Source organism: Microbacterium sp. M (assembly GCF_045181065.1).
Taxonomy (GTDB): domain Bacteria; phylum Actinomycetota; class Actinomycetes; order Actinomycetales; family Microbacteriaceae; genus Microbacterium.
Genome location: NZ_CP173721.1, coordinates 3,707,454 through 3,731,517 on the forward strand (window position 1 = coordinate 3,707,454; position 24,064 = coordinate 3,731,517).

22 protein-coding genes are annotated in these 24,064 nt (G+C 68.2%); 6 read left to right on the forward strand and 16 right to left on the reverse strand.

What is annotated here, in order from left to right; translation table 11 throughout:
* Nucleotides 1-13: 13 nt before the first annotated feature.
* Complete coding sequence (locus ACI7YT_RS18010; RefSeq protein ID WP_406247525.1) at nt 14-2,221, reverse strand: LPXTG cell wall anchor domain-containing protein; 2,208 nt, start codon at nt 2,219-2,221, stop codon at nt 14-16.
* A gap of 222 nt (nt 2,222-2,443) precedes the next feature.
* Between ACI7YT_RS18010 and ACI7YT_RS18015 the strand changes: the two genes are divergently transcribed.
* The 3 genes from ACI7YT_RS18015 to ACI7YT_RS18025 are packed head-to-tail and all read left to right on the forward strand — an operon-like array spanning nt 2,444 to nt 4,548.
* Nucleotides 2,444-2,845, forward strand: a complete 402-nt coding sequence (locus ACI7YT_RS18015) for an META domain-containing protein (protein ID WP_406247527.1) — start codon at nt 2,444-2,446, stop codon at nt 2,843-2,845.
* Between the two features lie 42 nt (nt 2,846-2,887).
* A complete protein-coding gene (locus ACI7YT_RS18020; protein ID WP_406247529.1) occupies nt 2,888-3,706 on the forward strand; it encodes a hypothetical protein in 819 nt (272 codons plus the stop codon).
* Entirely contained in the window at nt 3,703-4,548 is an 846-nt protein-coding gene (locus ACI7YT_RS18025) for an SMP-30/gluconolactonase/LRE family protein (RefSeq protein ID WP_406247530.1), read from the forward strand. Before ACI7YT_RS18020 ends, ACI7YT_RS18025 begins: the two co-directional genes overlap by 4 nt.
* Before the next feature lie 4 nt (nt 4,549-4,552).
* Here the strand turns inward: ACI7YT_RS18025 and ACI7YT_RS18030 are convergent, their stop codons facing one another.
* A complete protein-coding gene (locus ACI7YT_RS18030) occupies nt 4,553-5,407 on the reverse strand; it encodes a fumarylacetoacetate hydrolase family protein (protein ID WP_406247532.1) in 855 nt (284 codons plus the stop codon).
* On the reverse strand, nt 5,407-6,387 hold the full coding sequence (locus ACI7YT_RS18035; protein WP_406247534.1) for a C-terminal binding protein: 981 nt from the start codon (nt 6,385-6,387) through the stop codon (nt 5,407-5,409). Before ACI7YT_RS18035 ends, ACI7YT_RS18030 begins: the two co-directional genes overlap by 1 nt.
* A 67-nt stretch (nt 6,388-6,454) precedes the next feature.
* On the opposite strand from ACI7YT_RS18035, the gene ACI7YT_RS18040 reads away from it, so the two are divergent.
* Both ACI7YT_RS18040 and ACI7YT_RS18045 read left to right on the forward strand, forming a co-directional pair.
* Complete coding sequence (locus tag ACI7YT_RS18040; RefSeq protein WP_406247536.1) at nt 6,455-7,204, forward strand: SDR family NAD(P)-dependent oxidoreductase; 750 nt, start codon at nt 6,455-6,457, stop codon at nt 7,202-7,204.
* On the forward strand, nt 7,197-7,535 hold the full coding sequence (locus ACI7YT_RS18045; RefSeq protein WP_406247537.1) for a nuclear transport factor 2 family protein: 339 nt from the start codon (nt 7,197-7,199) through the stop codon (nt 7,533-7,535). The genes ACI7YT_RS18040 and ACI7YT_RS18045 overlap by 8 nt, the downstream gene beginning before the upstream one ends.
* Nucleotides 7,536-7,562: 27 nt before the next feature.
* On the opposite strand, the gene ACI7YT_RS18050 is transcribed toward ACI7YT_RS18045, so the two are convergent.
* Genes ACI7YT_RS18050 through ACI7YT_RS18075 form a run of 6 tightly spaced genes read right to left on the reverse strand, consistent with a single transcriptional unit; the run spans nt 7,563 to nt 15,195 of the window.
* The gene (locus ACI7YT_RS18050) at nt 7,563-8,342 is read right to left on the reverse strand and encodes an SDR family NAD(P)-dependent oxidoreductase (RefSeq protein ID WP_406247539.1); all 780 of its coding nucleotides are present in this window, start codon (nt 8,340-8,342) and stop codon (nt 7,563-7,565) included.
* Nucleotides 8,339-9,418, reverse strand: coding sequence for a mandelate racemase/muconate lactonizing enzyme family protein (locus ACI7YT_RS18055; RefSeq protein ID WP_406247541.1), 1,080 nt, complete (start codon nt 9,416-9,418; stop codon nt 8,339-8,341). The genes ACI7YT_RS18050 and ACI7YT_RS18055 overlap by 4 nt, the downstream gene beginning before the upstream one ends.
* Nucleotides 9,415-10,176: an SDR family NAD(P)-dependent oxidoreductase gene (locus ACI7YT_RS18060; RefSeq protein ID WP_406247543.1), complete on the reverse strand. Its 762-nt coding sequence runs from the start codon at nt 10,174-10,176 to the stop codon at nt 9,415-9,417. The genes ACI7YT_RS18055 and ACI7YT_RS18060 overlap by 4 nt, the downstream gene beginning before the upstream one ends.
* A gap of 8 nt (nt 10,177-10,184) precedes the next feature.
* A complete protein-coding gene (locus ACI7YT_RS18065; protein ID WP_406247544.1) occupies nt 10,185-11,618 on the reverse strand; it encodes a hypothetical protein in 1,434 nt (477 codons plus the stop codon).
* A 50-nt stretch (nt 11,619-11,668) separates the two neighbouring features.
* Complete coding sequence (locus ACI7YT_RS18070) at nt 11,669-13,837, reverse strand: peptidase C14 (RefSeq protein WP_406247545.1); 2,169 nt, start codon at nt 13,835-13,837, stop codon at nt 11,669-11,671.
* On the reverse strand, nt 13,834-15,195 hold the full coding sequence (locus tag ACI7YT_RS18075; RefSeq protein WP_406247546.1) for an MFS transporter: 1,362 nt from the start codon (nt 15,193-15,195) through the stop codon (nt 13,834-13,836). Before ACI7YT_RS18075 ends, ACI7YT_RS18070 begins: the two co-directional genes overlap by 4 nt.
* Nucleotides 15,196-15,291: 96 nt before the next feature.
* Between ACI7YT_RS18075 and ACI7YT_RS18080 the strand changes: the two genes are divergently transcribed.
* Nucleotides 15,292-15,960, forward strand: coding sequence for a GntR family transcriptional regulator (locus tag ACI7YT_RS18080; protein ID WP_406247548.1), 669 nt, complete (start codon nt 15,292-15,294; stop codon nt 15,958-15,960).
* A 49-nt stretch (nt 15,961-16,009) separates the two neighbouring features.
* Here ACI7YT_RS18080 and ACI7YT_RS18085 read toward each other — a convergent pair whose 3' ends face one another.
* Genes ACI7YT_RS18085 through ACI7YT_RS18115 form a run of 7 tightly spaced genes read right to left on the reverse strand, consistent with a single transcriptional unit; the run spans nt 16,010 to nt 24,002 of the window.
* Nucleotides 16,010-18,145: a peptidase C14 gene (locus ACI7YT_RS18085; protein ID WP_406247550.1), complete on the reverse strand. Its 2,136-nt coding sequence runs from the start codon at nt 18,143-18,145 to the stop codon at nt 16,010-16,012.
* Nucleotides 18,142-19,107: a Gfo/Idh/MocA family oxidoreductase gene (locus ACI7YT_RS18090; RefSeq protein WP_406247552.1), complete on the reverse strand. Its 966-nt coding sequence runs from the start codon at nt 19,105-19,107 to the stop codon at nt 18,142-18,144. Before ACI7YT_RS18090 ends, ACI7YT_RS18085 begins: the two co-directional genes overlap by 4 nt.
* Nucleotides 19,108-19,110: 3 nt before the next feature.
* Nucleotides 19,111-20,118 (reverse strand): hydroxyacid dehydrogenase, encoded by a 1,008-nt coding sequence (locus ACI7YT_RS18095; protein ID WP_406247554.1) that lies wholly within the window; start codon nt 20,116-20,118, stop codon nt 19,111-19,113.
* Nucleotides 20,106-21,170: a dihydrodipicolinate synthase family protein gene (locus tag ACI7YT_RS18100; RefSeq protein WP_406247556.1), complete on the reverse strand. Its 1,065-nt coding sequence runs from the start codon at nt 21,168-21,170 to the stop codon at nt 20,106-20,108. The genes ACI7YT_RS18095 and ACI7YT_RS18100 overlap by 13 nt, the downstream gene beginning before the upstream one ends.
* Nucleotides 21,170-22,204 (reverse strand): NAD-dependent epimerase/dehydratase family protein, encoded by a 1,035-nt coding sequence (locus tag ACI7YT_RS18105; RefSeq protein ID WP_406247557.1) that lies wholly within the window; start codon nt 22,202-22,204, stop codon nt 21,170-21,172. The genes ACI7YT_RS18100 and ACI7YT_RS18105 overlap by 1 nt, the downstream gene beginning before the upstream one ends.
* A gap of 17 nt (nt 22,205-22,221) precedes the next feature.
* Nucleotides 22,222-23,100: a carbohydrate ABC transporter permease gene (locus ACI7YT_RS18110; RefSeq protein WP_406247559.1), complete on the reverse strand. Its 879-nt coding sequence runs from the start codon at nt 23,098-23,100 to the stop codon at nt 22,222-22,224.
* A complete protein-coding gene (locus ACI7YT_RS18115) occupies nt 23,097-24,002 on the reverse strand; it encodes a carbohydrate ABC transporter permease (protein ID WP_406247561.1) in 906 nt (301 codons plus the stop codon). Before ACI7YT_RS18115 ends, ACI7YT_RS18110 begins: the two co-directional genes overlap by 4 nt.
* Between the last annotated feature and the right edge of the window lie 62 nt (nt 24,003-24,064).

Here is a 24,064-nt window from a genome sequence, read left to right on the forward strand (position 1 = left end):
TCAGTCAGACTCGTCAGTCCTGAACGAGCTTGCGACGACGCACGATCAGCAGGACGATGCCCGCCGAGATGAGCGCAAGCGCACCGGCCGAGGCCGTCAGGGTGACCGTGGTGTCCATACCCGTGGTTGCGAGCTCACCGTCGCCACCGGCGGACGGAGCCTCGCCGCCGCCGTTGCCGCCCGGAGCCGGTGCCGGTGCGGGCGCCGGAGCCGATACCGAGAATGCCAGTTCAGCTGCCGTAGCGGAGTTGACTCCGTCGACGGTCTGAACAGCGCGAACCGTGTAGGAACCCGGCTCGAGAGCCGCCTCGAAGTCGATGCTCCATGTGCCGTCGACGACCGTCGCGCGGTAGCTGCCGCTCTCGGCCGCGAGTGCGGCGACCGCGGTGGCGCTGGCGGCATCCACACCGTTCAGCGCGACCTTGACCGTTGCGCCCTCGATGCCGGTGCCGGACAGGCCCGTCGGGCCGGCCGTGGGACCGAAGACCTGGCCGTCGAAGATCGACGTGATCGCCGGAGCGGCCGGTGCCAGGGTGAACGTCGATCGGACGACACCCGAGAACTCTTCTGCGTTGCGGAACTGCTGCGCGGTGACCGTGTACTCGCCGTAGGACTCGACGGACAGGCCATCGATGGTCCAGGTGCCGTCCTCGGCGACCGTGACGGGCGCGAAGCTGTCACCGCTGCTGTCGTCACCGAGGCTGACCTCGACGGTGTGACCCGCGACACCGGTGCCGCTGATGCTCGTGAGCGGAGCGGCCAGCGTCGAGCCGTCGGCCGGCGACGTGATGACAGGAGCTGCCACCGCCGGCGGAACGACCTTGACGTCCCACGTGGTGGTCGCCGAGCGGCTGTAGCCGTTCACGGCAGTGAAGGTGTAGGAGAACTCACCCTTGTTCTCGACCTTGAAGCTGAACTTGCCGTCCTCGACCTTGACCGAAGTGGGTTCGCCGCCGTCACGCGTGATGATGACGGACTTGGCGTTGTTGCTCGGTACCGTGCCGGTGATGGTCGAGCCGCGCTCGACGGTGTCGCCTGCATCGATCTTGGGCTTGTCGATCGACAGAGCGACCGTGTAGCCGTCGGTGAACTCGAGGCTCTTGGTCAGGGACGCGGCCCACGTGAACACGCCGGGCTTGCCACCACTGATGAGGCCGACGGCCGTGTTGCCCTGGATGACCGCGCCACCCGAGTCGCCGGGAGCACCCTCGACATCGCTGGAGAAGCCACGGACCCAGTGTCCGTTGCCGTTGCCGTCCACGATCTCTGCCCAACCGTCGAGGATGTCGAGAGTCGGATCGATCGTTCCGGTCGTGAAACCTGTCGTGCGGCCGCTCTTCGAGACGGAACCGTACGTCGGCTCGCCGACCGAGGTGACCTTCACGGAGCCCTCAGCCAGAGAGTCGAGAGCTTCACCGGCCGTGGACCAGTCGGTCACGGCGGGAAGCGGGTTCCACCCACCGGCCTCGTTGATGTCGATGACCGAGATGTCGATGGAGGTCGGGTTGTTCTCCGCACCCGAGGTGTAGCCAGGACCACCGAACTGCGCGAACCCGAACTCACCGAGGATGACCGTCGGCTCGGGAAGGACCCAGCCCGGACCGTCAACGGCCGGCTCTTCGCTGGGCACGGTCAGAGCCGTGAGGGCGGTCTTGTCACCGTTTTCGTCGAAGGCGCAGTGTCCGGCGCTGAGCAGCGCAGGTGCACCATCGGGCGTGTAGGCGGAGAAACCGATCGAGCAGGCGCCGCCGGTCTCGGTCATGTATCCCTGACCACCGACGACGTCGCCTTCGGCCCAGGCCTCGAGCACAGCCGGAACCGTGACGATCTCGGCGTTCTTGGCGTCAACACTGTCAGCGAAGGCCTCGACGGCATCCTCACCCTTGCCGGTTGAGACGCTGTCCTCGGTGACCACGATGACATCGTCACCCTGAGCGTTCACACCGACTGCGACGATCTCGACCTCGGCCGCGGCCGCTTCGTCGGCGGCCTTGTCGACCTGCTCTTCGGTGATCTTCGTCTCGGGCGCTTCGGTCTCCTTCGGCGCGGCAGTCTCCTCCGCGGCCGGAGTCGAGCTCGCTTCCGGTGTCGAAGAAGCGGTCGGCGTCGGCGCCGGCGTGGTCTCGGCGGCGACGGCCGGAGCTGCGAAGACGAGGCCTCCGAGCGTCAGCGTCGCGGCTGCAGTCAGCGCCAGTGAACGGCGCCCCATTCCTCTGGTCATGTATGAGTGTCCTTTATCGCTGCGGAAAATACGCAGTGTCCCCCCGCCGGAGCTGAATACCCCTATACCTACTCCGGAAGAACATGCGGCGGCTGGCACCGAAGCGCAAAGCCTCGTTCAGAGTACACAGCATTCGCACAGACTCCAATGGGTAGTTCTCCCCAAGTCGAGAATTCACCTGATCTTCGCCGCGTCCGGCGCGTGCTGAGTACCATCGAAGACATGGCCTCCCACCGCATCCGCACCAGCCTCGTCCTGGCCGCAGCCGCCCTCCTCCTCACAGCCTGCGCGCCGGCAGGCGGACCGGGCTCCGCGCCGACCTCGACCGCATCGCCGGCCGGGTCGGATGTCGTCGGCACCTGGGGGTCGGATGCCGCGGGAGAACCGTTTCTCGAGTTCACCGACGACGGCACGGTGAAAGGAACCGACGGCTGCAACGGCATCGGCAGCACGTACACCGTGGTCGACGATGCGGTCGAGATCGCGCCGTACGTCTCGACGCTCAAGGCCTGCCAGGGCGTTGACGACTGGTTGCGGGGCATCAGCGTCGTGCAGGTCGAGGGCGACACCCTCATCGTCATGGACGAGGCCGGCACGAAGATCGGCGAGCTCCCCCGTTCCTGAGCGGGTTCGCGCGAATCGCGACACGGCTAGGCTGAGGCCATCATGGACGTGTTCCTCCAAGGCTTCTGGGACTTCGCGGGGCACTACTGGTGGCTGATCTTCCCCATCATGGGCGTCGCCGGTGGTATCGGGAAGGCGTGGGAACGCGCCTCCAAGCAGCGGCATGAACGACGCCTGGAGACTTTGCGGATCAAGGGCGAGATCAAGGCCGCCCAGATCGCTGCACGCGGGCAGACGGCACCCGTCAGCACTCAGGCGCGGCAGATCCCGGCCGAACCGCAGGTGACATCGAACCAGCTGCTCGAGCGGCTGTTCATCGAACATGACGAGATCACCGCGCGCTGGCTGGAATACGAGCTCGACGTGGCGAAGCTGATCGCCTTCCCCGCCATGAGCGACGGACGCCAGCCGCTGACCGCGGCGTTCCTCCGCGCGAAGAAGCTCGCGGACACGCTGCGGCCGGCATCCGCCGACGCCAAGGTGACCGAGCAGCAGGTCGCCGAGTATCTGGACGCCGTCGGCAACTACGCCGTCGCGTTCGAGGTCGCCGAGCGGGATGCCCGGCGCCTGCGGGACTCGACGTTCACCGAGGCGGAGCGCAAGAAGCTCGACCGTGCGCAGCAGCTTCTGAAGGTCGCCGTCGACGACACCGCGACCCAGGCCGAGCGCAACATCGCGTACAAGAGGGTCCGCGAGGAGCTCGACGGGCTGATCCTGCTGTCCGACGCGGCCGTCGAAGTCCTCGAGAAGCAGGTCGCGCGAGAGATCACGGCGGCGCCGACGGCGCCGGAGCCGGTGACCCCGGCATCCGCCCCGGAACCCGAACGGATGCCGCTGCGTCGGGATGACGAGCGCGCGTGATCCCCGAGAACGTCACAGGACCGATCAGCGGCCATGCCGAGGGACCGGTGTGGTGGTCGGGCTGGGGCGGGCTGCGCTGGGTCGACGGCTACGCCGGCGACCTGCTGACCCTGCGCGGAGACGGAATCCATCGTCTGCACATCGATGACGAATACGCCGCCTTCGTCCGACCGCGCACGAGCGGCGGCTTCGCAGCCTTCGGCGCGCGCACCCTCTATCTGTCCGACTCCGCCGACGGCCCTGCCACGGCGGCCGGCGGTTTCGCCCTGGGTGCGGCGCGCTTCAACGACGGGTGCGCGGACCAGGACGGGCGGCTGCTCCCCGGAACCATGGCCGCATCGGATGCCGGGGCAGCCGGCCGTCTGCTGCGGATCGGGAGCGATCTCTCCACGAGCACGATCCTGTCCGATGTCACTGTCTCCAACGGACTCGCCTTCTCACCGGACGGGTCCGTGGCGTATTACGTCGACACGGCGACAGGGCGGGTCGACCGCTTCGACGTCGTCGACGGCGAACTCATGGGCCGTCGACCGTTCGTGCAGATCGACGACGGCGACGGCTCACCGGACGGCCTGACCGTCGCGGCCGATGGAAGCGTCTGGGTCGCGCTCTGGGGTGGATCCGCCGTGCATGGCTACGACGCCGGTGGGCGTCTGCTCGAGCGCGTGCCTCTCCCCGTCGATCAGGTCAGCGCATGCACATTCGGCGCGGATGACCTCGGCACCCTGTTCATCACCACTTCGGCACAGGACATGGGACACGACCACGGGACAGAGGCCGGCTCCGTCTTCAGCATCCGCCTCGGCGTCACCGGCATGCCCGTGATGCCGTTCGCCGGCTGAGTCGTCAGAGCATCACGCGGCGAGCGTGCTGACGCTGCCCGCCGAGACCTTCGATCTCGATTCTCATCTCATCGCCGTCGACGAGGTACGGGAAGCGGCCGGACAGCGCGACGCCTTCGGGTGTGCCGGTGTTCACCACATCCCCCGGCTCGAGGACCATGTACTGGCTGAGGTGCTGGATGAGCGAGAGCACCGGGAAGATCATGTCGCTGGTCGATGAGTCCTGTCGCGACTCGCCGTTCACCCATGACCGCAGCCTGAGCGCCTGCGGATCGACCTCGTCCGCAGGAACGAGCGCCGGCCCGAGAGGATTGAAGGTCTCAGCGCACTTGCCCTTCGACCACTGCCCGCCGGAGACCTCGAGCTGATAGTCGCGCTCCGATACGTCGTTCGACACCGTGTATCCCGCGATGACGGCTCCGGCGGCATCCAGCGAGGGCAGGTAGCGCGCCCGTGCACCGATCACCACCGCGAGTTCGACCTCCCAGTCGACTTTCAGCGCGTCCGGCGGCAGCAGCACATCATCATCGGGTCCGACGATGGTGTTGGGATGCTTGAAGAAGATCACCGGTTGCTCGGGTGGATGCGAACCCGACTCCGCGGCGTGCGCGGCATAGTTCATTCCGATGCACACGACCGCCTGCGGTCGCGCGATCGGAGCGCCGATGCGCAGACCCGCGGCATCCGCTTCCGCAAGCCCGCCCTCCGCGAGCGCGCGTCGCGTCCGTGCGATGCCATCGGCGGCGAGGAAGGCACCATCGATCTCGTCGGTCACTGGTGAGAGATCACGGAGGATGCCGTCGTCATCACGGACGAACGGTCGTTCGCGGCCCATCGCGCCGAGTCGCAGAAGCTGCATCATCTCTCCTTCGCGTCGGCGTACGACGGGTTGACGATCGGGGCGTCCTCACCGGCGAGATGGCGGATGATGTTCTCCGCTGCGTGCACCGGCAGATCTTCAAGTGCTTCCGGTGAGAACCATGCGGCGTGGGGCGTGAGCAGCACACGGTCCAGATCGCGCAGCGGCGATTGCGCCGCCAGCGGTTCCGCCGCGAACACGTCGAGAGCCGCAGCGCCGAGATGCCCCGAGCGCAGGGCTGCGGCGAGAGCCGTCTCGTCGATGAGCGGACCTCGGCAGGTGTTCACGACGACCGCACCGGGCTTCATGGTGGCGAGCGCTCCGGCATCGACGAGATGGCGGGTGCTCTCGGTGAGCGGCACGTGCAGGGTCAGGATGTCGGCACGGGCGATGGCCTCTCCGATGCCGGCCGATTCGCAGCCGGCGGCGCGCACGGCGTCGGGATCCGCATACGGATCCGCGACGACCACCCCGAATCCGAGGCCCCGCAGCCCCCTGGCCACAAGTGAGCCGATCCGCCCGAATCCGAGCACGGACACCGTGGTGCACGATGGCCGCACCGCCATCGGCCGAGCATCCACGGCCTTCCACACTCCCTCTCGGACCGCACGGTCATAGGCGGGAAGTCCGCGGGCCTGCGCCATGATCATGGCGATCGTGTGCGCCGCGACCTCTTCGATGCAGTAGTTCGGCGTGTTCGCGACCGCGATGCCCCGCGCCGTGGCCGCTGCGACATCGATCATGTCGTACCCGATGCCGACTCGGCTGATGATCCGGAGGTTCGGCAGCGCGTCCATCACCTCGGCCGTGATCGGTGCCCACTGGACGACGAGACCCTCGATCTCCGACCCGCGGGCCACCAGGTCTGCGGGAGCAGCCGATGCGGCACGCTCGGCGCGCAGTCCGGCAGTGCGCAGGGTGTCTTCGATCACCGTTCCAGGAAGGTCGCAATCGCTGACCAGGATGAGAGGCTGAATCATGACGTTGATGCTATAGCAAATAGCAGCACCTCTCGCGTGATCGAGGATTTTGCTATAGCGTTTCTGCATGACGTTTCGCCGTGCACTCATCACCGGGGCCAGTTCCGGAATCGGAACCGCCGCCGCCCTCGAACTCGCTGAGATCGGCTGCGCGCTCTGGATCACGTACTCGGGGCGTGCCGCCGAGGCGGCGGAAGTCGCCGAGCAGTGCCGTGCCGCCGGGGCGCCAGAGGTCCACGTCTCGCAGCTCGATCTGCGGGACGGCTCGTCCATCGACGCGCTCATCGCCGACCTCACCCTGCAGTGGGGCGCCCTGCACGTTCTCGTGAACAACGGCGGCGTATGTCCCTACACCCCGTACGACGAGATCGATGCGGACGAGTGGGACCTCGTGATGGAGACGAACGCGCGCGGCACCTTCCTGCTGACCCGCGCCGCGCTGCCGCTGCTGCGGGCGGCATCCGGAGATCGATCCGTCGTGAACATCTCGTCCATCGCCGGGCAGGTCGGCGCGCTCCAGACCGGGCTGCACTACGCGGCGAGCAAGGGGGCGATCCTCGCTCTCACCCGCAGCTTCGCCCGGCATCTCGCGGGCGAGGGCATCCGGGTCAACGCCGTCACCCCCGGCCCTGTCGCGAGCGCGATCACCGACCAGTTGCAGGGCGAGGGACGCACGAAGCTCGCCTCGTCCATCCCGCTCGGCGATTTCGGGCAGCCGGCCGATGTCGCCTGGATCATCGCCGCTCTGGCATCCGAACGATCCCGCTTCATCACGGGAGCCACGTATGACGTCAACGGAGGAGTCCGCATTGACTGAGCACCGCAGCGCCCTGGACACCGTGCAGGCCCAGCTGGACGCGTTCAACGCGCACGACCTCGATGCGTTCGTGGACACGTACGAGGAGGATGCCGTCATCACCGGCGTCGCTCCGGAGCCTCTCCGGGGTCGCGTGGCGATCCGGGCCTTCTACGAGCCGCGCCTGGCGAACCCCGATCTCTCGTGTCTCATCGACACCCACGTGCTCTTCGGATCGCGCTGGGTGGTGGCTCAGGAGCGCGTCATCAATGCCGGCGTCTCCACCGAGACCATCGCGACCTTCGATGTCGTGGCCGGCGTCATCACCCGCGCTTCGATGCTCAAGGCCTGAACACCCGCCCGGCGCCGTCAAACCCCGTCAGCCGCGGAAGCGCGCTCGGAGTGCCGGATCGATCGCGATGTCGCCGAAGGATGCCGTCCACGCGCCGTCGACGGCGATCGACTGGCCGGTGAGATAGGGAGCCTCGTCCGAGAGCAGGAACGCCGCGACAGCGGCCACTTCCTCGGCCCGCGCGATCCGCCCCATGGGCGGCCCTTCGGAGAGAGCCCGTTCGGCCGCGACGGGATCCGGGGAGTTCGCGATCTGCGCCTCGAGGTGCGGAGTCCGCACGCCACCGGGAGCAACCGTGTTGGCGCGGATGCCGAGACCTCCGTACGTCGTCGCGATGCTGCGCGTGAGCGCGTCGATGCCCCCCTTGGTGAATTCATAGGCCGCGTGATCGATAGAACTGGCCCGCCCGTGGATCGATCCGACGTTCACGATCGCCCCCTGGACGCCCTGTTCCAGGAAGGCCGACACCGCCACCGAACTCCCCCAGAGATAGCCGAGGCCGTTGATGCCGACGATCTCCCGGACGAGATCCTCGTCGAGGTCGTGGAGAGGCGTGCGCCGAGTGATGCCGGCGTTGTTCACCCAGCCGCTCAGGGGCGCCAGCGCCATGGCGGCCGCCGCGGCGGCCTCGTGCGCGGACCGCTCGGCTGCGTCGCCGATGATCACGTCGGCGCAGACGCCCGCCTCGGCTGTTCCGGAGCCGGCTGAGCGCTCCAGCCCGACCACGATCCACCCCTCGGCGGTGAGGCGCTCCGCGATCGCTCGGCCGATGCCCTTGCCGCTGCCTGTCACGACGATGCTCTTCATGCTCGTGCCTCTCCGAAGTCGAAACCGGACTGCGCGAACGCGAATCCGAGACCGGGCGTCGCAGCGGGACGGACCGCGCCGTCGAACAGCGGTCCGCCCGTGACGAGGGACGGCGACGGGTCGTACGGATTCCCCTCTCGAGCGAACGTCTCGACACCGATGCCGAGATGCACCGTGACCTCCGGGTACACGTGTCCGGAAACCGGCACGCCGCGCGCCAGCGCCCAGTCGATGACTTCGCGCGCCGGCGTGATGCCGCCGATCGCGACGACATCGAGCCGGAGCGCGTCGACCGCTCCCTGGTCGACCAGCGCGCGCAGCACCGCGGGGTCGGTGACCTCGTCGCCGACGGCGAGCCGCAGCCCGGTCTCCCTGCGGATCCGTGCGCAGCCCGCGACGTCCTCGGGCAGCAGCGGATCTTCCAGCCAGGCGAGCTCGGGATCGCCCCACCGTGCGATCTCGGCGAGGGCCTCGTCGGCATCCCGCCAACCGAAACCGACGTCGACGACCAGTCCGGTCCGCGCGGGAAGGCCCTCGGTGACCAGCGAGATGAGTTCTCGCATGTACGTCGGGTCCGGAAGGCGCGAGATCTTCACCGTCGTCCAGCCCTCCGCCTGTGCCAGGACCTCATCCGCGACCTCCGCGGGCGACCGCTCCGGCGTCGGGTAGGCCGCGACCAGCATCGACGGGCGCGGCTGATCGTCCGTCCCGAGCAGTTGCCAGAGCGGTTGATCGGCCCGCTGAGCGGCGATGTCCCACAGTGCGATGTCGACCAGGCCGATCGCCCGGCGCACCAGGCCGACGCGGCCGACGATCGCGCTGCCCCGCAGCATTCGATCCCAGGCCGAGGCCGGATCGTCCGCGTCGGCTCCGATCACGTGCGGTGCGACGAGCCGCTCGACGATCTCGGCCATCGGCGCCTCGCGCGACAGACAGTAGGCGCGACCGATGCGATCTTCGGCATCACGCACCTGCACCGCGGTGTACTCACGGCGCTCGACGGTCATCGCGCCCAGGCGCAGGGGCACCGGAAGCGGGAGGACGGTGGTCGCCGTCGCGACGGAATCGATCGTCACAGCGGCTTCTTCGCCAGCGGGATGCCGTAGTCCACCATGAATCCGCCATCGACGTACAGCGTCTGACCGTTCATGTATCGAGAGTCCGTTCCTGCGAGGAAGCTCACCGCCGCGGCGATCTCGCTCGCGTCGGCGAGTCGCTTCGCGGGGATCCTGTTGAGGATCGTGTCCAGATCCAGCGTGCCCTGTTCGATGCCGTGGCGGAAGACGCCGGTGTCGACGTAGCCGGGCGCGACGGCGTTCACGCGAACGCCACGGGCGGCCCACTCCGCGCCGGCCGTCGCCGTCAGTCCGATGACGGCCGCCTTCGTCGTGGCATAGGGTGCACGACCGGCGGAACCACGCGACGAGATGGACGAGATGTTCACGATGCGGCCGTCGCCGCGAGCGAGCATCCGCCGCCCTCCCGCCTGCAGACAGAGGAAGACGCCGTGCAGGTTGACGTCGACGACCGCCGCCCATTCCTCCCAGGAGAGATCCTCGATGCCGCGGTGACGCTGGATGCCGGCGTTGTTGACGAGGACCTCGATCGGACCGAGGTCGGCCTCGATTTCACCGAACACCCCGTCGACGGCCGCCGGATCGGTCACGTCGAGCTCGCGCCACAGGATGCCATCGGGATTCGCACCTGCCGTCTGACCGGCGACTCGGTCGGCGGCGACGACCAGGTAGCCGTCGGCGGCGAGGCGCCGTCCGATCTCCCAGCCGATGCCTGCGGCCCCACCGGTGACGACGGCGACGGGTGGATGAGTGGTCATGGTTCTCCTCACGATACGGACAGATTTCCGGGAACGGATGCCTCGAGCAGCGCGGCGACGAGGCGGCAGGCGTGCTCCTCGAGCAGTTCGAGCGCGCCGGCCGCGAGCGGTGTCTGCCAGGCCTGATAGGCACCGCGGTCATAGGCCTCGCGGGTGGGCAGGTACACGAAACCGGGGCCGTTGGTGAGGTTCATCACCACGATCGTCGTCTCGGGGAATCGTGCCCGCAACGTGCGCTGCAATCGGGAATACGCTTCTCCCGGGTGTCCGAGCACGATCGCATCGCCGAACCGCCACGCCCAGACCGGATGCGCCACCGTCGATCCATCGATGTACCCCTCGCGCAGATTGCGCGCTCGGCCGAGACGCTCCTCGCGGGAGCGCGGATCGATGTCCTTCCACTCCTCGGCGAGCTCGTCGAGTGCGGGCAGATCGCGCAACGGCAGTTCGACGGCGTCGACGGTTCCCGCGGACGTGGCGTCGGCTGCGGCCGGACGACCAGTCCACACGGCGAGCGGAGCGCCCGACTCGACGACCCGGTCGAGCACGACCTCCTCTCCCGGTGCGGGAAGGCCGTCGAGCGCAGCGAGGACGGCATGGCCGAGCGATCGCCCGTGCCGATCGGCCACCAGGACATCGCCGGTGTACTGCTCACGCGGGGCGAGCTCCCCGGAGGCTCCCTGCACGAACAGGCACGCGGCGCCGGTGGCGGTCTCGACGGTCTCGCGCATCGCACCGACGTAGTCGGGCGACACCTCGCGGCTCTGCCAGGCGAGCGTCGTGGGGTGGCAGGCATAGTTCACCAGCGTCGCGCGCACCGCGCCGCCGACGCTGATCCGACCCACCACGACGGTGTCGTCGGATCCGCCTGCGGGGTTGTACCCGACGAGGGCTCGACCATCGAGGTCGAGTTCGCGGTCGGCCGCCAGCGCGCAGCGACCCTGCGTCCATTCGATGAGCCCGGGCTGAGCCCCGACCAGCGCCTCGCGACCGGCGGCGATGCCCGCAGCCGCGAGCGCGTCGAGGTATCCCGGGATCAGCTCACCGCCGGGGAGGTGGGCGTCGGAGGCGCAGAGCACGGCGCCGGCGTGCGTGTGCGACAACGAGAGCATCAGCTGATCGGGCTCGAGTCCGAGCCCCTCGAGGATCGTCTCGCGCACGCGGCGCTCGTCGGCGACTCGGCGCCACCAGGTGCCATCGACGGCCAGCAGCAGTCGCTGGCGGTCGTCACCGCCGATGAGGGCGAGCGCCGTCAGAGCGAACGGACGGTGCACCCCTTCGGAGCGTTCCCAGTCGGCGGGCCCCCAGTTCTTCGCGCGGATGCCGATCGGCGGAGTGATGTCGCGACGGGCGACGCCGACCCGCACGGCGCTGCGCGGCACCTTGATGCGGTCGCCGAGCGCGACGCCGGAGTCGGTCGCGGCCGTGGGCGCGTGCTTCATGTTCTCCAAGGTCCTGCCGTTCTCCGATGGTGCTGATGATGTGCATGCGGTCAAACGATGATGATCGAATCTGCGATCAGGACCCGTTCACTCTCGTCGGGGAGTCTGCGTTCGACACCGCGTTCGGACGATGCGCTGTAGAGCAGCGTCGAGGCCTCCGGGAAGCCGTTCTCGAGCAGCAGCCGACCGCCGATGAACTGCGCGTCCACGATGCGCGCATGGTTGACTCCGGCTCCGATATCGAGGTGCGCCGCCGCACCCGCCGCCGTGGAAGTCGCACCATTGACGCGCCAGGCGATGACGCCTGCGCCCGCAGCCCTGCTCACCATCGCCCCGTCCGTGCGTTCCGTGCTCAGTTCGACGGCGTCGAGGACGACGCTCTGATCTCGGGATGCGGTCATGACGAGCGCCGCGTCGCGCACCGTGCCTCCTCTGATCGTCACCCGCGATGAGGAGATCTCGACCGGCGCCCCGGTGGCAGGGCCGCTCAGATCGCAGTCCACGAACCGGACGTGTCCGGAGCCGCGCATCTTCGTCCCGTCCAGACCGGTGATCGTGCACCGGGCGAAGGAGACGGTGGCGGCGACCGGTGTCTGGACGAGAACCTGTTCCGTCGGCAGCGCGAAGGTGCTGTCCTCGATCGTGGTCGGGCGCGTGGAGCGCGAGCTGCGCTGTCCGATGGCCAGCAGGCCGGCCGAGCACCCGCGCAGCTGGGCGCCGTCGGCATTGATCGTCATCGTGGCCTGCGGGTCGAAAGTCGACCGGCCGAGCACACGCACGTTCTCGAGCGTGAGGTCGGTGATCTTCGTCCCCGCCACGAACCATGAGCACACGTGATCGCGGACGGTGATCCGTTTGGCCGACGTGCCCCATTGCCCGCCCGAATTCGCGATGTCCATCAGCCCGGAGCAGCCGATGAAGGTGAGGTCGTGCTCGTACTGGCCATGCGTGGTGAACGGGTTGCCGCCCTGGTCGTCGCCATCGCCGTGGCAGTTCTCGACGATGCAGTAGGCGCTGGCGGTGAGATCGTTCAGGTGCCGCGCGTTCGACGATGTGCAATCGCTGATCCGCCCGTACAGGCAGGAGATCTGCTGGGTGAGGTATCCGGCTCCGCCGTAGAAGACGGTGGGCGGATTCTCGATCGAGCAGCGTTCCGTGCGGAAATGCGTGTTCCACCTGCGCATCACGACCGGCCACCAGGTGCGCGAGGCATGCACATCGGTCACGTCGCAACGGATGGCGTACTCGAACGCCAGAGGGTGCGACCCTGTCATCTCCCGAGAGTCCGGCAGGCTCCCGTCGGTCGGGCCTTCGAAGGGCCCGGCACCCAGGAACCTCATGCGGGAGATGCGGACGCTGGAGACGGGCTCGTAGCGGCGCCAGGTCAGCTGCCTCCCCTCAGCCAGCGGCCAGCCGTTGAGATAGTCGATGCGGATGTGGTTCCCGTCGATCTGCTGGGTCACCTCGACGAACCGCTGCAGCTCTCGCTCGTCCGCGCCACCGCCGGCGACCGGTGCGCACTGCACGGCCCACCACGAGCCGACCGGGAAACGGCCGGAATCCGGCACCGCGACGGCATCGGTGAGCTCCGGCCACGCCTCGGCGAGCGCGTGCTCGACGGTGTCCTCCACCGGTTCGCCGGTGAAGAACATCACGGCGCCGAACGGGTTGTCGTGGGAGTTCTTCTCGATGCCTTCACTCGAGACCGTATGCCCGCCGAAGTCGATCTCAAGAAGAGATCGCGTGAACCGGTGTCGACGCTGGAACAACAGGTCCGTGTGCGCTTCGATCCGACGGATGGACGTGTCCGTCACCATCGCGGCGAGGGCGTCATCGGCCGCTGATTCCGGGCCGGCGATCCCGAACGCGCGGAAGTCGACCGTGCCGTCGTGCTGCAGGAGCCAGACTGTGCCGCGCCTTCCTGCGATGACGGTGCCGCCATTGGCCTTCCGGTCCTTCCCGTCCGCACCGGCGTAGACGAGCAGTCCGGCATCTCCCTGTTCCCGATAGCAGGCGGCGATCGCCACGTCGCCCGGCGTCGCGCGAATGCCGGCCAGATCGGCCACGGTCCCGACATGCTGCACTCTCGGACCCTCAGCGGCGTCCGCCCGAGATCCGCCGGCGACGGCGGCAGCGGACCCGAGAGCCGCCGCTCCGATTCCGGCGATGAGAGCGCGGCGCCCTGCGGACCGCACGGACTTCGCCGATGCCTGCGTCATGAGTCGCGTCCGGTCGGGCCGGCCGAGATCGACACGTCGATGTCGGCCGGAGTGGTGAATTCGGGGCGTCGGCTGAGGATGAAGCCGATGGCAGCACCCAGGACGGTCAGGGCGGCGATGAGCAGAAGCCCCCAGATCGTCGACCCGGTGGTCTGGCTGATCCAGCCGATGGCATAGGGTCCTGCGAACCCGGCGAGGTTTCCGACCGAGTTGATGAACGCGAGCCCGGCCGCTGCTGCGGTGCCGGTGAGCACCATCGGCGGGAGACTCCAGAACAGCGGCGTCGTCGAGAACAGCGCGCTCATTCCGATGCAGAGAGCGATGAGCGAAACAGCCGGGATGGATTGGGCGGCGACGGCCGCGATGAGGGAGAGCGCGGTGATCGAGAGCGTGATGCCGATCTGCAGCGGGATGTTGCCCTGCCTGCGCGCAGCACGCTCCCACGGGATCATCGCGAGCGCGGCGCAGATGTTCGGCAGCGCGACGAGCCAACCGGTGGTCGAATTCGAGAAGTCACCCATGGCCTGCATGATCGTCGGGAGCCAGAGGCCGAGCCCGTACGCGCCGAAGACGACGCCGAAGAACAACAGGATCAGAGTCCAGAGTCGCCCATTGCTGAACACTTCGCCCAGGCGAAGTCGTCCATGGCGCTGCTCCGTCGCCGCCGTCTCCCGCGCGACGGTGTCTGCGATCCAACCCTGCTCCGCCGATGTCAGCCAGCGGGCATCCTGCGGTCGATCAGGCAGCCAGAAGAACACCACGAACGCGAGGACGACGGCCGGGATGCCTTCGAGGATGAACACCAGTTGCCAGCCGTCCAGCCCCCACATCCCATGCATCTCCATGATCCAACCGGACAGCGGCGCCGCGACGGCGTTCGCGATGGGATTCGACAGGGCGAACACGACGAGCACCTGGGTCCGGTACTGCCTCGGGAACCACAGCGTCAGATACAGCAGGACGCCGGGGAAGAAGCCGGCTTCCGCGATGCCGAGCACGAAGCGCGCGATCGCGAACTGGGTGCTGTCCTGGACGAAAGCTGTCAGCACGGCGACGATCCCCCAGGAGACCATGATCCGGGCGATCCACTTCCGCGCGCCGTACTTCTCGAGCAGCAGATTGCTCGGCACCTCGAACAGCAGGTAGCCGATGAAGAAGATCCCGGCCGCGAACCCGAAGGCGGCCTCGGTCATCTGCAGCGCCTCGGTCATCTCGAGTTTGGCGAACCCGGCATTGTTGCGATCGATGTAGGCGACGAGGTACAGCAGCCCGAGGAACGGACCGAGCCTCCAGATGGCCTTCTTCATAGCGCTCGCGCCGAGTGCGGCGCCGGCGTCGAGGGGACGCGCCTGTGACATGACAACTCCTCCGTCAACGGTTTCGAACTTTGCTATAGCATCTAGCAATATCCGGAAGTTGTCCAGTGTTCGACGCGATGCCATAGCATCGGAGGCGTGCGCAGCGTCACCGACCAGAACATCGCGGAGCAGGTCACGAACGAGCTGCGTGCAGCGATCCATTCCGGTGAGCTCGCGCCTGGTGAACGCCTGGTCGAGCGGAAGCTGGCAGCGCAACTCGGCGTCAGTCACATCCCTGTCCGCGAAGCGCTGACGCGGCTGAGCGAGGAGCGGCTGGTCGTTCGGGAACCGCGTCGCGGAGCGCGAGTCGCGGAGCTCACCCCCCTCGATCTGGAAGAGATCTCCAGCCTGCGGATCGTGCTCGAGCAATTCATGGCGATCCGGGTGCAGGAGCGCTGGAGCGACGAGTCGGCCGCGCGGCTGACCGCGATCGTCGATGCCATGTCCCGTGCAGAGCCGGGCGACATCGCGGAGGTGCTCCGCCAGGATCAGCTGTTCCACGCCACCCTCGCCGAACTCGCCGAGCATCGATTCCTCGATGAGGTGAGCGCTCAGCTGCGAGGGCGCATCACCGGCTTCCTGCATGCCGCGAACGCCGCGCTCGATCCGGCCGAGCAGCAGGAGCACGTGCAGAGCCACCAGCAGATCCTCGATGCGATCGCCAGCGGCGATCCCGACCGCGCCAGAGACGTCATCGCCGCACACGTGACGACGGCCTTCGCACGCATCCGTCTCGCGACCCCGGCGGGCGACGGCACGAGCTGACGACGACGAGGGATCGGCCGAGAAGACCGATCCCCCGAATCCTCCGCGATCAGATCGTGAGGTTGCCTGTGAGCACGACGTTGTCGGCCTCCTCCGGAATGGTCCGCTTCACGCCGGTCTCGACATTGACGGAGTGCAGCAGCGTCGAGCCGCCGCCGAAGGCACCGGGCGCCAGCTCGAGTGCTCCGCCGTCGAAGCGGCACCCTGTCGCGCGATAGTGGTTCTTCCCCCCGGTCAGCGACACGTGCGCGGCGTCACCGGAGAAGGTGCTGTCGGCGAGCAGGACGCTCAGGATGCCATCGCCGCCGCGCGAGAGCGCTGTCCCCTTCGCACCGGAGACGGACGATCCGCCGATGATCTCGATCGACTGATCACCGCCCGCGGCGACCACGCTGACGCCCTCGAGGTCAACCCCGTCGAACCGGAGTCGCGCTGATGAGGAGGTGAGTGCTCCGTCGCGGTCACCGCCGGTCAACCGGCCGCCGCGGAACGTCACCGGCGCGCCACCGCCGATCTTCATGCCGTTCAGGCCCGACAGCGTCGTGTCCACGAACGTCACCGGCTTCTTGACCGTCGCGTTCGTCAGCTCTCCGGCGGCCACGAACGTGAACTCCGATGCTTCGATGACCGTGGGCCGCTTCGAGGCGTCGGACGCCTGCGTGATGACGAGGGTGTCCGTCGCCGAGCATCCCCGCAGCTGAGCCCCGTCCGCGTTGATCCACAGCATCCCTGAACCGGACAGCGACGGCTTGCCGATGACCTTCACGTCTTCGAGCGTGAGGTCTGTGACCTTGACGCGCGCGACGAACCACGAGCACACGTGCTGGCGGACCGTGATGCGCTTCGCCGCAGACCCCCAAGCCGCTCCCGAGTTCGCGAAGGTCATCAGCCCCGAATTGCCCACATACGTGAGGTCGTGCTCGTACTGCCCGTGGGTCACGAACGGCCCCTGGTCGTCCCCGTCGCCGTGACAGTTCTCGACCAGACCGTAGGCGCTCGCCGTCCAGTCGTTCAGATGCCGCGCGTTCGAGGTGTGGCAGTTCGCCACGTAGCCGTACAGGCAGTAGATCTGCTGCGTGAGGTACCCGGCACCGCCGTATGTGACCGACGTGGGATTGGTGAGGTTGCAGGTGTCTGTCGTGAAGTACGTGTTCCAGCGCCGCATGACCAGCGGCCAGAAGGTCGCCGTGCCGTCGATGTGATCGACGTCGCAGCGCACCGCGTACTCGAACGCGAGCGGGTGCGACCCGGTGAACTGATCGGTGCCCTTGCCCCGGAATCGCAGGTTCGACACGCGCACGTCCTGGACCGGTTCGACTCGGCGCCAGGTCATCGTGCGGTCCTCGCCGAGCGGCCATCCGTTGTGGTAATTCACTCTGATGTGACGGCCGTCGACGATCTGCGTCACCTGCACCAACCGCTGCAGCTCCCGCTCCCAGCGCCCGGCGAGGGCGTTGACCTCCGCGGCGTACCAGGCGCCGACTTCGAAGAACGACGAGTCCCCGACCGGGAACACATCGGCCAGGTCCGGCACGGTCTCCCCGAGTCCGGCTTCGTGCACCGCGTCCGTGACGGCGCCCTGGAAGTACAGGACGGCGGCGAACGGATCGTCTGCTCCCGCGTTCTCGATGCCCTCGGTCGTCATCAGGTGGTTGCCGAAGTCCAGCACGATGTTCGAGCGCGAGAGCCGGTGCCGTCGGACGAAGTTCAGATCCGTATGCGCTTCGATCCGATGGACCGAGGCGTCGTTCACCAGAGCATCCAGCGCATCGTCGGCCGGGACATCCGGCCCGAAGATCCCGAACGCGCGGAAGTCGAGCGTCCCCGTGTGCACCCGCACCCAGACGCCCTTCGCGCCAGGGACGACGGTGCCACCGTTGGCCTCCGGTGGCTGCTTCGTCACGAAGCGGAACAGCCCTCCCCCACCGTCTCCCGGCGATGCGTAGCCGGCGACGGCGACGATGTCGTCAGCCTTGGCGCTGAGTTCGGCGAGCGCCGCGACATCGGATGCCGATGCTGCTTCGCGCGACATCTGCACGATCGTCGGCTGTGCCGCGTTCGCCGGATTCGCCGAGCCGACGGCGACGATGCCGCCGAGCGCTGCTGCTCCGAAGCCCGCCAGCACCATCCGCCGGGTGCGTCCTTCTCCGGTCGTCGCGGTGTCGTCGTGGATGGTCTCGGTCATGGTGCCTCTCTCTCCGCGGCCGGGCCGCGATCGGGTGCGGGCATCGGCCCACGGGGTGTCCTCCCCAGAGGTCTGCTACCCCGCGCCGCATCGGCGGAGGCGATGGTGTTCCGGTACACGGAGATCGTGCGCTGCGACGAGACGGGTACGGCGCCGCCTCGCGCCAGAGCGGCGATCGCGTCGGCGGTTCCGCCGTACCCCAGACCGTCGAGGTCGTCCGGAAGCACGAGCTCACGGATTCCGGTGTCCGTCCATGCCAGGACGGCGTAGCGATCCGCACCCGCCAGACCGGAGATCGTCACCGTCACCGGGATGTCATCGATGCGCGCATGCACCGATCCGAGCACCTCGGACGCCGTCGCGACAGCACCGCGGACTCGGAAGGCCGACAGGATCTCCGCCTGCGCGCCCGGGAGCAGGACGTCGACCATCTCCCACGCATGGAGCCCGATGTTGACCATCGTGCCGCCGGCACCGCCAGGATCGTCCTGCCAGGCGCGATCGCTGACGAGGAACCCCGTGATGTCGTGCTGCACGTGCACGTCGATCGCGCGCAGCCCCGCTGCTCGGAGGTTCTCGGCGAAGTCCGCGAGTGCGGGCGCGAAACGCAGCACCGACGATGTGAAACGGGACGCGGGTGAGAGGCCCGCCCAGCGATCGAGGTCTGCCGAGCACGCGGCGACGGTCTTGTTGAAGAAGGCCGGCACCCCGGCATCCGCGCAGGCCAGGGCCACCTCGAAGGCGCGCCGCGTGCGGACCGTCACGACGACGGCGTCCGGTGCTGAGGCGAGCAGGTCGTCGAGTCCGCCATGGACCTCCGCGCCGAAACGCGCGGCGAAGTCCGCCTGGCGCGACGGATCGTCGGCGTCCCAGACGCCGGCGATCGTCATCCCGCGCGCAACGAGATTCGCGGCGTCCGCGAAGGGATGCGAATGAGCGACACCGGCGAACGCGATCCGCATGGGTCAGCCCATGACCGCCAGCTGCTCGCGACTGATCGCGTGCTGCAACGGGTCGCCTGCCGCGAAGGCGCCGATCTCGGTCGTGACGATCCGCCCCTGGCGTCGCCGCCCTTCTTCGGTCCCGGCGGCACGGTGCGGAGTGAGCAGCACCCCGGGCACCGAGCGGAACGGACTGTCGTCCGACAAAGGCTCCTCGTCGAAGACATCGATCGCCGCGGACAGACGGCCCGTCGCGAGCTCGGCGAGCAGCGCCTGCTCGTCGACGAGCCAGGACCGCGCCGTGTTGACCAATCCCGCACCGTCGGACATCAGGGCGAGCTCGCGCGCGCCGATGAGGTGGCGCGTCTCCGGCAGCGTCGGCGCATGCACGGCGACGATGGCTGCCGCAGCGAGCGCGTCGTCCAGGGGGCGAAGCGGAACTCCGAGAACAGCGGCCTCGTCTGCGCTCAGTGTGGGGTCGACGAGCATCGTGTCAGCCCCGAGCGCGCGGACCAGTTCCAGGTACGCCCGTCCCGTACGGGATGCTCCGATCACCGCGATCCGCGCGCCGAAGATCTCGTGCTGGACGAGCGTCGGCTCCCACCAGCCGGTGCCGCGGCGCAGTGCGTCGTGCATCTGCGGCACCCGGTGCAGGAGCGCGAGAGTGAACGTCAGCGATACCTCGGCCACGGAGCGCGCCATACCGGCGCCGGCCTGCGTCACGAGGACGCCGCGGTCGTACAGGGCGTCGGTGGCGAACGGGCGGATGCTCGCCCCGGTGTGGGCGACCAGCTCCAGAGCCGGCATCGCGGCGAGCACCGCGGCGTCGAAGGGGCGCGCGCCCCAGCTCGTGATCATGACCTTCACGGCGCTGAGGTCCGGCACATCGGCCAACGCGTCGACGTGGAGGAACCCGCCGCCGAGCATCCCGGCCGCGCGCTCCAGCATCTCTCGGTCCTCGTCTCCGAAGAACTCGCGCATGAGCCCCTCGGGCACGACGGCAACGATCACCGGTGCGGTCACGACAACCACGCATCCCGATGCTCGGCGATGAACGCATCGTCGTGCAGCGCCGGATACGCCAGTCGCACCCGAGCGATCTCCTCCGACTGCCCCGGCGACAGCCCCTCGGCCGGATCCAGGCACCAGACGCCCTCGAGCAGCCCCTGCTGACGCAGCACCTCGTGCACGCCGGCGATGACGCCGTGGAAGTCGTTGCCCGGATCGAAGACGGCCTGGTTGACGTCCACCATGTCCGCCGAGACGGCACCGAGGTCGCGGTAGGCCTGGACGTCGCCGGCCGCCGCGCGATGCGCCGCCTCCAGCATCCGGACGGCGGCACGGGTGCCGACCGCCCACTGCCCGAGCAGACCACCCACGAAACGCATCGTGCGAGGGCCCTGCGGCGACTCCACGTGGAACTCCGCCAGCAGGTCGGACACGATCGCATCGTCGTTGCCGGTGTAGAGCGCGATGTCGTCCGCGCGTCCCGATTCGGCCACGCCCCGCACGAGTTCCAGTGTGCGGTAGCGGTCGAAGGGAGCGGACTTCACGGCGACGACGGACGGGATCTGCGCGAACGCACGCCAGAACGCCCGGTCGAGGACAGGCCCGCCGATGGCCTCTTGAAGGTAGAAACCGATGATCGGCAGCACCTCGCCGACGGCGCGGGCGCGATCGAGCAGCTGCGCATCATCCGCCCCTGGCACACGTGGGCTCACCAGCACGGCGTCGTATCCGAGCGAACGGGCGAGTTCGGCCTCGGCGACGGCCTGTGCAGTACCGCCGGACACTCCGGCTACCCGCACAAGCCGTTCGTCTGCCCGCGCATCGAGCTCCTCGGCCGCGAGTGCCAGCACCGGCTCGAACAGCGCATGCTCGGGGTCGCGGATCTCGAACTGCGTCGTGTGCACGCCGACCGCGACCCCACCGGCGCCGGCCGCGATGTAGTACCGCGTCAACGCCCGCTGGCGTCTCTCGTCGAGCGTGCGCTGCGCGGTGAGTGCGAGCGGATGCGCCGGGATCACGGCGCCGGTGGACAGGGTCTCCGCTGCAGCCGGGCGCAGCGCGGGGATCGCCGGCATCAGAACTTCCCGTCCCGCACGGCCCACTTCGTCGGCTTCGCGATGAGAGGGAGCCCGTCCCGCAGCCACTGCGCCTGCCACTCGATCAGCGTTTCGGCCGATGCGGCCGGATAGCCGAACAGCGCCATGCATCGGCGGGCGTCGCTGAGCAGCGCGGTGGGCTGCGGTTCTCCCACGAAGGAGACCTCGGTGTCGAGCAGGTCGGCGAAGCGCCGGGCGATGGACTCGACGCTGAGCAGTTCAGGACCTGTGAGATTGATCGTGAACACCTCATCGGAGGCGTGCGTGAGACTGCGCAGGACCACCTCGTTCGCATAGCCCTGCCAGATCACGTTCACGTTCGAGGTCGCGAGCGAGACCGGCTCCCCCGCGTGCACGGCACGGCCGATGTCGGCGAGGACGCCGTACCGGAGATCGATCGCGTAGTTCAGCCGGATGATCGCCACCCGGGTTCCGCGCTCCTGTGCACCGAACTCGAAGACGCGCTCACGGCCGAGGCAGGACTGCGCGTACTCGCCGATCGGGGCGGGCAGCACCTGCTCGTCAGCTCCACCGGATGCCGCGGCGACGAACGGGTAGACGTTGCCGGTCGACAGAACCGCGATCCTGCTGTCGCGATAGCGGCGGGCGATGCGGTCGGGCAGGGCGGCGTTGACCTCCCAGGCCCAGGAGGCGTTCGTCGCCGCGCCGAACTTCGCACCGACCATGAACACCACGTTCTCGCCGTCCGGGAGTCCCGAGAGGTCGTCGCTGTCGATCAGGTCGAACGGGACGACCTCCACGTTCGCCGCGGCCAGTCTGGCGCGGACATCGGCGTCACCGAAGCGGGAGACCGCGTACACGGTGTCCTGCGCTCTCCCTGCCGCGTCGAGTCCGCGCCGGGCGAGCATCGCGAGGGTGGGCCCCATCTTCCCTCCGGCGCCGAGGATCACGAGATCCCCACTGCCCTTCGCCAGATCCTCGACGAGTGCTGCACTCGGTGTGCCGAGGGCCTGTTCCAGTTCCGCCTCCGTAGCGAATCCCTGATGTGTCACGTGTTCTCTTCCTTCCATCAGCCCTTGATCCCTGTCCCGGTGACGCCTTCTTGCACATAGCGCTGCGCGATGAGGTACGCCATGAAGATCGGGATGAGCGCGACCACCGACCCGGCCAGCATGACGCTGAGCGGAACGTTCTGCTGCTGCAGCGATGAGATGCCGACCGTGAGGGTGAACATGTCGTTCGACTTCGCAATGATCAACGGCCACAGGAAGTCGTTCCAGTGCCACAGGAAGACGAAGATGCCCAGCGTCGCCAGAACGGGCTTGCACAGCGGCAGGACGATCTGCAGGAAGATCCGAAACTCGCCGGCGCCGTCGATGCGCGCGGCCTCGAACAGCTCATCGGGCAGGCCCTCGATGAACTGTCGCATGAGGAACACCGCCTGCGCGTTCGCGAGCGTCGGAAGGATCAGCCCCCAGTACTCGTCGACGCCGCCGAGGTTCGCCATCAGGATGAAGGTCGGGATGAGCGTGACGTGGAACGGCACCATCACCATCGACAGGAACGACCAGAAGATGACCTCCTTGCCGGCGAAGCGCTTCTTGGCGAAGGCGTACCCGGCCATCGCCGAGAGGAACAGCACGGCCACGACCGACACCAGCGAGTAGACCAGGGTGTTGAACAGCCACACCAGGAGGTTCTGCCCTCCGAGCACCTGCTCGTACGAGGCGACGGACATGTCTCCCCAGGGCAGCAGCGAGGCCGGGAAGTCGACCACCATGTCCGGCTTCAGGCTCAGCACGACCATCGCGTAGAAGGGGAAGAAGCTGAAGATCGCCGCGATGCCCAGCCAGAGCCAGCGCAGCAGGATCCCCTTGCCCGAGGGTTCGAGTGCGCGGAAGGAGCGCTGCTTGCCGCGCGGGTTCACGGTGCGAAGAGCGGTGGTCATTTCTGCTTTCCGATCACGAGGCGCTGGATCAGCGCGACGATGAGGGTCATCACGAACAGCGCGACGCCGGCCGCGGCCGCATATCCGTATTCGAAGTATTTGAAGCCCTGGTCGTAGATGAGATAGACGAGGGAATAGCTCGCATTCGCGGGGCCGCCCTGCGTCATCACGTAGATGACGTCGAAGACCTGGAAGGCGGCGGTGGTCTCGATCACCGCGAGGAAGAAGACCGTCGGCCGCAGGTGCGGAAGGATGATGAATCGGAATCGCTGCCAGGCGTTCGCGCCGTCGACCAGCGCTGCCTCTTCGAGCTCACGCGGAATGTCCTGCATCGCGGCGATCATGATCATCATCCCGTAGCCGAATCGCGACCACACGCCGACGACCACGATCGCGGGGATGACGAGCACGGTACTGGCGAGCCAGGATCCCCCGAGGCCGAGCGGCGTCATCAGCGCCGACCAGGGACCGCTGCTGGAGAAGATCCAGACGAAGATCGAGCCGGCCAGCACGAGCGAGGTGATGACGGGCAGGAAGAAGATCGAGCGGAAGAAGCGCGAGCCCCTGAACGCCCGGCGTACGCCGAGCGCCATCACGGTGGAGAGCACCAGCGAGATGGGCACGGCGAACACCGTGTAGAGCACTGTCGTGGACAGCGCGCGCCAGAACAACGGGTCCGCCATGAGCCGCTGGAAGTGATCCAGCCCTCGCCACGCGATCTCGCCGGAGATGTCGTAGTCGAAGAAGCTCAGCGCGACGCCGGCGATCGCCGGCCCGAAGCGGAAGGCGAGGAACAGGAGGAACGCGGGCAGGACGAACAGGAGCGCCACCCGCGCTTCCCGTCGCGCCAGGACGCGGGTCGTCAGGCCCGGCCGCTTCCTCGTGGGACTGGTCGTGGTCATATGTTCAACACCTCGTTCGGCTCGATGACGGGGCGCACCATCGGAGATGCGCCCCGTCATCA

Excerpts from the sequence above, each read along its gene's own strand:
- ACI7YT_RS18010 (WP_406247525.1), bottom strand. The coding sequence starts at position 2,221 with ATGACCAGAGGAATGGGGCGCCGTTCACTGGCGCTGACTGCAGCCGCG.
- ACI7YT_RS18015 (WP_406247527.1), top strand. The coding sequence starts at position 2,444 with ATGGCCTCCCACCGCATCCGCACCAGCCTCGTCCTGGCCGCAGCCGCC.
- ACI7YT_RS18020 (WP_406247529.1), top strand. The coding sequence starts at position 2,888 with ATGGACGTGTTCCTCCAAGGCTTCTGGGACTTCGCGGGGCACTACTGG.
- ACI7YT_RS18030 (WP_406247532.1), bottom strand. The coding sequence starts at position 5,407 with ATGCAGCTTCTGCGACTCGGCGCGATGGGCCGCGAACGACCGTTCGTC.
- ACI7YT_RS18035 (WP_406247534.1), bottom strand. The coding sequence starts at position 6,387 with ATGATTCAGCCTCTCATCCTGGTCAGCGATTGCGACCTTCCTGGAACG.
- ACI7YT_RS18040 (WP_406247536.1), top strand. The coding sequence starts at position 6,455 with ATGACGTTTCGCCGTGCACTCATCACCGGGGCCAGTTCCGGAATCGGA.
- ACI7YT_RS18050 (WP_406247539.1), bottom strand. The coding sequence starts at position 8,342 with ATGAAGAGCATCGTCGTGACAGGCAGCGGCAAGGGCATCGGCCGAGCG.
- ACI7YT_RS18060 (WP_406247543.1), bottom strand. The coding sequence starts at position 10,176 with ATGACCACTCATCCACCCGTCGCCGTCGTCACCGGTGGGGCCGCAGGC.
- ACI7YT_RS18065 (WP_406247544.1), bottom strand. The coding sequence starts at position 11,618 with ATGAAGCACGCGCCCACGGCCGCGACCGACTCCGGCGTCGCGCTCGGC.
- ACI7YT_RS18070 (WP_406247545.1), bottom strand. The coding sequence starts at position 13,837 with ATGACGCAGGCATCGGCGAAGTCCGTGCGGTCCGCAGGGCGCCGCGCT.
- ACI7YT_RS18075 (WP_406247546.1), bottom strand. The coding sequence starts at position 15,195 with ATGTCACAGGCGCGTCCCCTCGACGCCGGCGCCGCACTCGGCGCGAGC.
- ACI7YT_RS18085 (WP_406247550.1), bottom strand. The coding sequence starts at position 18,145 with ATGACCGAGACCATCCACGACGACACCGCGACGACCGGAGAAGGACGC.
- ACI7YT_RS18090 (WP_406247552.1), bottom strand. The coding sequence starts at position 19,107 with ATGCGGATCGCGTTCGCCGGTGTCGCTCATTCGCATCCCTTCGCGGAC.
- ACI7YT_RS18100 (WP_406247556.1), bottom strand. The coding sequence starts at position 21,170 with ATGCCGGCGATCCCCGCGCTGCGCCCGGCTGCAGCGGAGACCCTGTCC.
- ACI7YT_RS18110 (WP_406247559.1), bottom strand. The coding sequence starts at position 23,100 with ATGACCACCGCTCTTCGCACCGTGAACCCGCGCGGCAAGCAGCGCTCC.
- ACI7YT_RS18115 (WP_406247561.1), bottom strand. The coding sequence starts at position 24,002 with ATGACCACGACCAGTCCCACGAGGAAGCGGCCGGGCCTGACGACCCGC.